We start from the raw sequence: 8,644 nt of genomic DNA on the forward strand, positions 1-8,644 counted from the left end.
CGCTGGCGCGCGCGCTGGCCGGCGCCGCCGGGCGCGCCACGCTGGAACACATCCGCACCGAGATCACCGACCTGACCATCGGCGTGCCGCACCGCGTGCGCGGCGCCGACGGCCGCGCGTGGGAGGCCGACCACATCGTGCTGGCCACCGGCGTGCAGTCGGCCCGCCCGGCGCTGGCGCAGGACCCGGCACTGGAAGCCGAGGGCCGCTACGTGCCCGATCCGTGGCAGCCCGAGGCGCTGGCCGCGCTGGCCGGCGCGCGCGCCGTCGCGCTGGCCGGCACCAGCCTGACCATGCTCGACGTGGTGGCCACGCTGGAGCGGCTCGGCTTCACCGGCACCTACCATGCGTTCTCGCGGCGCGCGCTGCTGCCGTGGCTGCGCCACGGCGTGGGCCCGTGCGACGACTTCCTCGGCGCCGCCGGGCCGGCGCTGGCCAGCCCCACCGCGCGCGGCGTGGTGCGCCGCGTGCGCGACCAGTGCCGCGCGCTGAGCGCGCAGGGGCTGGACTGGCAGAGCGTGCCGCCCGCGCTGCGCGAGCACATCGGCCCGCTGTGGGCCGCCGCCAGCGTGCCGGAGCGCCAGCGCTTCCTGCGCCACGCGCGCCCGTTCTGGGACAACCTGCTGCACCGCGCGGCGCCGCCCACCCATGCCGTGCTCGCCGCGGTGCGTGCGCAGGGCCGGCTGCAGGTCCATGCGGCGCGGGTGACGGGGGTGGAGGACACGGGCGTGGAAAACGCCGGCGGCCGGCTGGCGCTGCGCCTGTCGCGCGCGCTGCCGGCGGTGCCCGCGGTCGACGCGCTGGTCAACTGCACCGGCGCGGAATACGGCTGGCACGCCGGCAACGCGCGGCCGCTGGTGCGCAACCTGCTCGCGCGCGGCATCGTGCGCCCCGCCGCGGCCGGCTCCGGCCTCGATGGCGACGCGCGCGGCACGGTGTTCGACCGCGGCGGGCGCGCCGTGCCCGGCCTGAGCGCCCTGGGCGCGCCGCTGCGCGGCGCGCTGTGGGAGTCCGGCACCATCATCGACGTGCGCAACCAGGCCGCGGCGGTGTCGGCGCGGCTGGCGCAGGAACTCGGGCTGGCGGCCCGGCCCGAGGCCCAGGCCGCCTAGCCGGCGGTGGTGGCGGGGCCATGCGCCGACCCGCCATCGCCCCTATCCGGCGCCCGCGTCCGGGCCGCATCCCATCCAATATCCCGCCTCCACGCGCCACCGGCGACCCCACACCCCACCTGCGTGGGTGAAATGGGGTGCCCGGCATGCGGTATTCTCCGTGGCTTCGCCTGCCCGCCGCGCCCGCGGCCGGCGCGCCCACGCCACCCCGGAGGAACCCGGCCGATGTCCGACCCGATCGCCCTGCTGGCCGTCACGACGCTGCTCAGCGTCATGATGCTGGGCATCGTCTGGTCGCTGCGCCGCTGCGGCCAGCCGGGAGTGACGCTGTGGCTGTACAGCAACCTGACCGCGATGGGCGCGCTGATGCTGTTTACGCTGCGCGGCACCATCCCCGACGTGCTCGGGATCGTGGTGGCCAACGGCGCCCTCGCCTGGGCGCTGGCGCTGTTCTACGCCGGCACGCTGCGCTTTTGCGGGCGCGCGCCGCCGTGGCGGCTGCTGGCGGCCTGCACGCTGGCCGTGGTGGCCGGCATCGTGACGTGGCGCTACGTGTTCCCCGACTTCAACACGCGCGTGGTGATCGTGTCGGCCTTCCATGCGTGGTTCTGCGCCGCCACCGGCGTGGCGCTGGTGCGCGGGCGCCCGCGCGCGCATGCCGCCAGCCACCACCTGGCCACCGCCGGCTTCGCCTTCTTCCTGGCGGCGGCGCACGTGCTGCGCGGCATCCTGTCCGCGCTGTCGGTGATGGACGATCCCGCCACGCTGGTGTCGCCGGGGCTCAACGCGATCTTCCTGGTGCTGGGCGCGATCGCCTGCCCGGCGCTCACGATGGGCGCGGTGCTGATGATCCACGACGCGATGGTGCGCCGGCTGGAAGCCATCGCCAACACCGACTTCCTGACCGGCGTGCTGTCGCGCAAGGCCTTCGAGGACGAAGCCGCGCGCGAACTGGCGCGCGCCGCGCGCGGGGACGGCCCGCCGGTGCTGCTGATCGTCGACATCGACCACTTCAAGCTGGTCAACGACACCTTCGGCCACGCCACCGGCGACGCCGTGCTGGCCGGCTTCGCGCGGCTGGCGGCGGCATCGCTGCGCGCCACCGACCGCATCGGCCGCATCGGCGGCGAGGAGTTCGTGGTGCTGCTGCCGGGCAGCTCGCTGGACGAGGCCGGCCACGCCGCCGAGCGCATCCGCGCGCAGGCCGAGGCCAGCCGCGTGGGCCACGCCGGCGGGCAGGCCGGCGTGGTGCGCTATACCGTGAGCGGCGGCTACGCGGCGTGGCAGCCCGGCGAAACGCTGGCGCAGCTGACCGCGCGCGCCGACACCGCGCTCTACATGGCCAAGCTGTCCGGGCGCAACCGCATGCTGCCGTACACGGCCGGCCACCGCGCGCAGATGGCCGCGGGCGGGCGCAACGGGCGCGACGGGCGCAGCCGCGCGGCGGCGGGCTAGCGCCGCCCGCCGGCTACTCGTCGAAGTCCCACATGCGGTGCAGGTCCAGCCGCAGCCGGCTGTCGGCCTCGAGCGCGTCGACCAGCGCCGTGCGCTCGGCCAGCGTGGTGTCGGCCAGCGTGCGCCGGACCATCAGCAGCTCGCCCAGGCCCGACTCGCCCGCCTTGTACGCGCGCCCGGTGCGCTCGGCAGCGCTGCGCTGCAGCGCCAGCGCCTGCGCCAGCGCCACGGCGGCGGCGCGCTTGCCGGCCAGGCCCTGGTACAGCGCATCGAACTCGGCGCCGATGCGGCGCTCCGCCACCAGCCGGCGCTGCGCCGCGGCCTGCGCGTCCGCCGCCGCGGCCAGCGCCGCCGAGCGCCGGTGCGCGGAGCCCAGCGGCATGCTCACGCTCACCCCGGCGATGCGCTCGGCGCCGCCGCGCTCGACCGCGACGAACACGCCCACGGTCGGATCGGGCTTGCGCTCCAGGTCGGCGCGGTACGCCTGCCGCTGGGCCTGCGCTTCCTCGGACAGGGCCAGCCGGAACTCATGGCTGTCCTCCACGTAGTGCGTGCGCAGCGCCTCGGCCGGTTCATCCGGCAAGCCTTGCGGGCCGATGCCGGCCGGCAGGCCGCCGGGCACGCCCAGCCCCGGAAAGCGCGCGCGCAGCGCCGCCTGCGCCACCGCTTCCGCCGCGCGGGCGCTGGCCAGCATGGCGGCAGTGCGGGCGCGCTCGGCCAGCGAGAGCTCGTGGTCCATGCGCGCGGCGTCGCCGGCCTGCACGCGCCGCGCGGTCACGGCGGCCAGTTCCGCGGCGAGGTCGTCGTTGCCCTGGGCCACCAGCCTGGCCTGCTGCGCACGCAGCGCGCCGAACCACAGCGCCAGGATCTGCCGCGAGACCTCGTGGCGCGCATCCATGAGCGCGAGCTGGCCGCTCTGCACGGTGGCGTCCGCCAGCGCGCCGTCGGCCTCGGACTTGCCCCACAGCCGCAGCGGCCGCTCCAGCGTCAGTTGCCCCTCGGCATGCCGCTCGGACGGCGCGCGCGCCTGCCGGCCCTGCCCGGTGGCGCGCACCACGGCCTCGGCGGTGCCGGCGCGGATGCCGGCGGCGCGCGCCTGCGCCGCATCGCGGCCGGCCTCGGCCATGCGCACCTCGGGCGACTGGCCCACCGTGTCGCGCACCGCCGCCTCGGCGGGCAGCACGCCCGCCTCCGCCTGCGGCACGGCCTGCGCCCTCGCGGCGCCGATCATGCCGGCCACGGCGGCGGCCAGCGCCGCGCTCATGGCCCTCTTGCCTGCGCGGTTCATTGCGCCTCTCCTTGTGTCATGGGGTCATGCCGCCCGCGGCGCTGGCGCGTCACGCCAAAGCGCTTGAACAGCAGCGGCAGCAACAGCAGCGTCAATGCCGTGGAACTGACCAGCCCGCCCGAGACCACGATGGCCAGCGGGCGCTGGATCTCCGAGCCGGGGCCGCTGGCCAGCAGCAGCGGGATCATCCCCAGCGCGGTGATGCAGGCGGTCATCAGCACCGGCCGCAGGCGGTCGCGCACGCCGGTGCGCACGGCCTCGTCCACGGGATGCCCGGCTTCGAGCAGCGTGTTGAAATGCGAGACCAGCACCACGCCGTTGAGCACGGCGATGCCGAGCAGCGCGATGAAGCCGACCGAGGCCGGCACCGAGAGGTACTCGCCCGCCGCCCGCAGCGCGGCGATGCCGCCCACCAGCGCGAACGGGATGTTGACGATCACCAGCGCCGCCTGGCGCACCGAGCGGAAGGTCAGCATCAGCAGCAGGAAGATCGCGCCGAGCGCGAGCGGCACCACCACCGCGAGCCGCGCGGCGGCGCGCTGCTGGTTCTCGAACTGCCCGCCCCACACCACCCGCAGCCCTTTGGACATGCCTTGCAGAGCGGGCAGGCCGGCCACCGCGGCGCGCGCCTCCTGCACGAAGCCGGTCAGGTCGCGCCCTTCCACGCTGACCTGGATCACGGCGAAGCGGCCGCCGTCCTCGTGGTTGATGCGCACCGGCCCGTCCACCCGCCGCACCCGCGCCAGCGAGGTGAGCGGCCAGGGCTTGCCGTCCGGCGCCGTCACCTGCAGGGCGGTGAAGCGCTCGGGCGTCTGCCGCAGGCTCTCGCCGCCGCGCAGGATCAGCGGCGTGCGGATGGTGCCCTCGGGCACGATGCCGACGCGCTCGCCCTCCACCTGCGCGCGCAGCAGCGCCTGCAGCGCATCGCCCGAGAACCCGGCGCGGCCCACGGCGGCGCGGTCCAGCGCCAGCGTGAGGTACTGCACGCCCTCGTTGCCCGGCGCGATCACCTCGGCGGCGCCGGGGATCTTGCGCACGCGCGCGGCGATCGCCTGCGCGGCGGCGTCGATCGCGCCGAGCTCGTTGCCGAAGACCTTGATCGCCACATCGCCGCGCGTGCCGGTCAGCATCTCCGAGACACGCATCTCGATGGGCTGGGTGAAGCCATAGACCACGCCCGGAAAGCGCGCCATCACGGCGCGGATGGCTGCGGCGATGTCGTCCTTGCTGCCGCGCCACTCGCTCTTGGGCCGCAGCACGAGGAAGGTGTCGGTCTCGTTGAGCCCCATCGGGTCGAGGCCCAGGTCGTCGGAGCCGGAGCGCGCGACGATCGAGCGGATCTCCGGCACCTCGGCCAGCAGCGCCCGCTGCACGCGCAGGTCCAGGTCCACCGCGGCGGCCAGCGAGACCGACGGCGCCTTCTGCAGTTGCACGATCAGGTCGCCCTCGTCCATCGTCGGCATGAAGGTCTTGCCCACCGACACATAGAGCGCGACGGCCAGCGCCAGCGCCACGCCGGCCGCGGCGAACACCGCGCGCGGATGGCGCGCGCTGCCGTCCTGCAGGCGCGCGAAGCCGGCCGCCAGCTTGCGCATCAGGTACGGCATCGTGCCCGCGTGCGGGCGCAGCAGCAGCGAGGCCAGCGCCGGCACCACCGTGAAGGCGATCACCACCGAGGACGCCAGCGCCAGCACGATGGTCAGCGCCACCGGCCCGAACAGCTTGCCCTCCAGCCCCTGCAGCGACAGCAGCGGCAGGAACACGATGGCGATGATCGACACTCCGGCCAGCACCGGCGCCGCCACGCTGGCCACGGCGTGGCGGATCACCGCGCCGCGCAGCGCGGGATCGCTCTTGTGGTCGTGCGAGCGCGCCAGCGCCGACTCGATGTTCTCCACCACCACCACCGCCGCGTCCACCAGCATGCCCAGCGCGATCGCCAGGCCGCCCAGGCTCATCAGGTTGGCGGTCAGGCCGACGTAGCGCATCAGCAGGAAGGTCGCCAGCATCGACAGCGGCAGCGTGACCGCCACCACCAGCGCCGCGCGCAGGCCGCCGAGAAACAGGTACAGCGTCACCACCACCAGCAGGCTGGCCTCGACCAGCGCGCGCACCACGGTGCCGGCCGCGCGCGTGACCAGCTCGCCGCGGTTGTAGAACACGCGGGTCGACATGCCCTTCGGCAATTGCGGCGCCAGCTCGTCGAGCCGGGCCTGCACGGCGGCGACCAGCCGGCGCGCGTCGGCGCCGCGCAGGGCCAGCACCAGCCCTTCCACCACCTCGCCGCGGCCGTCCTTGCTGACCGCGCCGTTGCGCGTGGCCACGCCGAGCTGCACGGTGGCCACGTCGCCCACGGTCACGAGCGGCATGCCGCCGCCGGCGTCGCCGCCCGGCGCGGCCACCACGATCTGCCGCAGGTCCGCCACGCCGCGCGCGCCGCCCTCCACGCGCACCACCCAGTTCTCGTCGCCCTGCTCCACGCGGCCCGCGCCGTCGTTGCGGTTGTTGGCGTCGAGCGCCTGGCGCAACTGGTCCAGCGTGACCGCGCGGGCGCGCAGGCGCGCCGGATCGGGAATCACTTCGTAGCTGCGCACCTCGCCGCCGAGCGCGTTGACGTCGGCCACGCCGGGCACCGTGCGCAGGGCCGGGCGGATCACCCAGTCCAGCACGCGGCGGCGCTCGGCCAGCGAGAAGGCGTCGCCCTCCACCGTGAACATGAACATCTCGCCCAGCGGCGTGGTGATCGGCGCCAGCCCGCCGATGGCGCTGGGCGGCAGGTCGCGCGCCAGGCCGGCGAGCCGCTCCGAGACCTGCTGGCGCGCCCAGTAGCTGTCCACGCCTTCCTCGAAGTCGACCGTCACGTCGCTGATGCCGTACTTCGACACCGAGCGCACGATGGTCTTGTGCGGAATGCCCAGCAGTTCCTGCTCGACCGGCGTGGAGACGCGCTGCTCGACCTCCTCCGGCGTCATGCCGGGGATCTTCAGGATGACCTTGACCTGGGTCGGCGAGATGTCGGGAAACGCATCGATCGGCAACTGCAGGTAGGCCCATGCCCCGGCGGCGGCCAGCGCGCACGCGGCAATCAGCACCAGCACCCGCTGGCGCAGGGAAAATTCGATCAGGCCGGCCAGCATCATTCGCCTCCCGCCAGCATGCCCTTGAGCGCGGCCACGCCGGCGACCGCCACCCGGGCGCCGGCCGGCAGCGCGCCGCGCACGGTGGCCGTGGTGTCGTCGGCGGCCTCGACCGCCACGCGCTGGTAGCGCACGCCGGCCGCGGTCGCCACGAACACGCCGGGCGCGCCACGCCAGTAGGTCAGCGCGCCGGCCGGCACGCGCACGCGGGCGTCGCCGCCGGGCGCGCCGCGCAGGTACACGACCACGTTCACGCTCTCGCCGGCCTGCAGGCTGCCGCGCCGGTCGAGCACGGCCCGCACGCGCACCGCCGCGGTGCCGTCGGCGACCGGCACCACCCCGGCCACGCGCCCGGCCGCGCCGCGCTCGCGCACCTCCACGCGCTCGCCGCCGACCGGCGCCGGCAGGTCGCGGCCGACCAGCAGGTCCAGTTCCAGCGCGGCCGGATCGACGATGCGGAACAACGGCGCCGCGCCGTCCACGCGCTGGCCCGGCACGGCATTCACCTCGGCGATCAGCCCGGCGCGGCCGGCCACCAGCTGCGGCTCGCCCGCGCCGCCCGCGAACACGATGCCCGCGGCGGCCATCTCGGCCTCGCGCGCGCGCACCGTGGCGGCGGCCTCGCCGGCGCGCGCCTGCGTGGCCTGCCAGCGGCTGCCCGCGATGATGCCGTCGTCGTGCAGGCCGCGGTCGCGCGCCAGCGCCTGCCGCGCCAGGCTGGCCTGCGAGCGCGCCTCGGCCAGCGCGCGCCCGGCCTCGAACAGTTGCGGGCTGGCGAAGGCCGCCAGCGGCTGGCCGGCGCGCACCGGCTGGCCGATCGCGACCAGCACGCGCGAGACCATGCCCGCGTAGGGCGCGGCCACCACGTACTGCGCGTCGGGCCGCAGCACCACGCGCCCGCTGGCGCCGAGCTCGATCTCGGCCGCGCCGGCGACCGGGGCGAAGCGCACGCCGAGCGACTGCGCCTGGGAGGCCGACAAGGCCAGCGCCTGCGCGCGCGCCATGCCGACGGGAAGCAGCGCCGAGGCGATCAGCGCGCCGGCGCAAAGGAAACGATGGGAAAACATGCCTGACTCCGAAGCAGGATAAGACGCCCCGGCGCGCGGCCGGGCTCGGCCGCGCGCGCGGGGACATGCTCCGCCGGCGTGGCCGGCGGGGAATCAGTTGGCGAAGGGAGGGGCGTGCGCGGGCGGCGGCCGGCTGTCGCCGCCGCGCCAGCGCTGCGGCGCGCGTTCGCGCCACCGCATGCGCCGCGGTGCCTGCCGTGGCGGCGCGGCGCACAGCAGGAACGCGAAGACCATGCCGACGATCATGTCGGCGGCCTGCACGTGGAGGGAAAAGGCAACCGGCCCGATGGCGGTCTGGACGTCGACCTCGAGCGGCTCGACCGCGCTCAGCGCGCCGTCGGCATGCGCGCCGGACGGCCCGGCGGCGGGATGAGAATCGGAGGGAGAATAAGAACCAACCTCACCTTGCAGCGCTGTGTGTACGTGCAGGCCGTGGAGCTTGGGGGTTCCGACGTGGCCATGCAGCAGCGGGGCGAGCAGTTGCAGTGCGAAAAGCAGCAGCAGCAGCGCTCCCCGGAAGAAGGATGGGCGTTCTGCGCGAAGCATGGCGCGATTGTAGCCGACTTCGCCCGCCGGCATGCGCGC

6 protein-coding genes are annotated in these 8,644 nt (G+C 75.6%); 2 read left to right on the forward strand and 4 right to left on the reverse strand.

The window, feature by feature from the left end:
* Together K206_RS43845 and K206_RS39140 are read left to right on the forward strand one after the other, a co-directional pair.
* Positions 1-1,112 (forward strand): FAD/NAD(P)-binding protein (locus tag K206_RS43845; RefSeq protein WP_020204943.1); only part of this gene is annotated, 1,112 nt, incomplete at its 5' end.
* A 225-nt stretch (positions 1,113-1,337) separates the two neighbouring features.
* Positions 1,338-2,567, forward strand: coding sequence for a GGDEF domain-containing protein (locus tag K206_RS39140; protein WP_020204944.1), 1,230 nt, complete (start codon positions 1,338-1,340; stop codon positions 2,565-2,567).
* Between the two features lie 13 nt (positions 2,568-2,580).
* Here the strand turns inward: K206_RS39140 and K206_RS0124050 are convergent, their stop codons facing one another.
* From K206_RS0124050 to K206_RS43850, 4 genes are all read right to left on the reverse strand, one after another.
* Positions 2,581-3,855, reverse strand: a complete 1,275-nt coding sequence (locus K206_RS0124050) for a TolC family protein (protein WP_020204945.1) — start codon at positions 3,853-3,855, stop codon at positions 2,581-2,583.
* Complete coding sequence (locus tag K206_RS0124055) at positions 3,852-6,992, reverse strand: efflux RND transporter permease subunit (protein ID WP_020423880.1); 3,141 nt, start codon at positions 6,990-6,992, stop codon at positions 3,852-3,854. The genes K206_RS0124050 and K206_RS0124055 overlap by 4 nt, the downstream gene beginning before the upstream one ends.
* The gene (locus K206_RS0124060) at positions 6,992-8,059 is read right to left on the reverse strand and encodes an efflux RND transporter periplasmic adaptor subunit (RefSeq protein ID WP_020204947.1); all 1,068 of its coding nucleotides are present in this window, start codon (positions 8,057-8,059) and stop codon (positions 6,992-6,994) included. The genes K206_RS0124055 and K206_RS0124060 overlap by 1 nt, the downstream gene beginning before the upstream one ends.
* Positions 8,060-8,152: 93 nt before the next feature.
* Positions 8,153-8,644, reverse strand: a 492-nt coding sequence (locus K206_RS43850) for a hypothetical protein (protein ID WP_020204948.1), incomplete at its 5' end; no start/stop codon positions are given.

The organism is Cupriavidus sp. WS, from assembly GCF_000395345.1.
Classification (GTDB): domain Bacteria; phylum Pseudomonadota; class Gammaproteobacteria; order Burkholderiales; family Burkholderiaceae; genus Cupriavidus; species Cupriavidus basilensis_B.